Here is a 691-nt window from a genome sequence, read left to right as displayed (position 1 = left end):
ACAAGGGTGAGCAATCCAATAAAGGCCAACCGGCAAGGAAGGCCGCTATTATGTTCAGCGTCATAAAGCTCGTCATGAATAAACAGCTCAGGCTTTACTGTTCTTATACGTCCCATGTATTTTCCTTAATGATGCTTTTTTGGTTTGGATAGGGTTCTTGTAAATGTGTCCTTTATCTGTTCTGCTCTGGCTTGATTTCTCCTCATCCATCGCATAATGAATGTTTCCATGCCCTTCGCATAAGCGGGGTCTACAAAGTTCAATTCAGCGTATGCGTGAGCCTTTTTTAGCTGTTTTTCAACGTCAACGTCCGGGAACTCATCGACCAGCCTGTTATAGAAAACTTCCGATATGGTGACCGGTTCACGGTACTCTTTGATGATCCACTGCAATTGAAAGATGTCATTACTCATAAATTTCTCTCTCTGTTGTTATTGGATGAAACGGGAGGCGGCCTTTTACCTCCCGGCTTTGGTGAGGCAGTTTGTCCTCTGCCAACGTTCACCAGCATTTTTTTGGGAAAGGAGTTGCTGGCACGTCTGCGGATGTTATTAGCGCCACCGTCCGCTGGGCTGTGCAAGACTCAGCGTTGTCGGTTCTGTGCCGCCTGGATCAGGTACGGTGCCACGTTCTTGATGGCTCGCTCACCGAATAGAAAACCAAGGACTAATAAGTTGATCACGATCAGGGC

1 protein-coding gene is annotated in these 691 nt (G+C 46.9%); it reads right to left on the bottom strand.

Annotated elements, in window-relative coordinates; all coding sequences use genetic code 11:
* Positions 1 to 125: 125 nt before the first annotated feature.
* Positions 126 to 413, bottom strand: a complete 288-nt coding sequence (locus AK963_RS30120) for a hypothetical protein (RefSeq protein ID WP_066018849.1) — start codon at positions 411 to 413, stop codon at positions 126 to 128.
* Positions 414 to 691 lie beyond the last annotated feature (278 nt).

The organism is Endozoicomonas atrinae (genome assembly GCF_001647025.1).
GTDB classification, from domain to species: domain Bacteria; phylum Pseudomonadota; class Gammaproteobacteria; order Pseudomonadales; family Endozoicomonadaceae; genus Endozoicomonas; species Endozoicomonas atrinae.
This window is presented reverse-complemented; position numbering and strand designations above follow the sequence as displayed.

Bases quoted from the DNA above. Each gene is read 5' to 3' on its own strand.
- AK963_RS30120 (WP_066018849.1), bottom strand. From the start codon at position 413: ATGAGTAATGACATCTTTCAATTGCAGTGGATCATCAAAGAGTACCGT.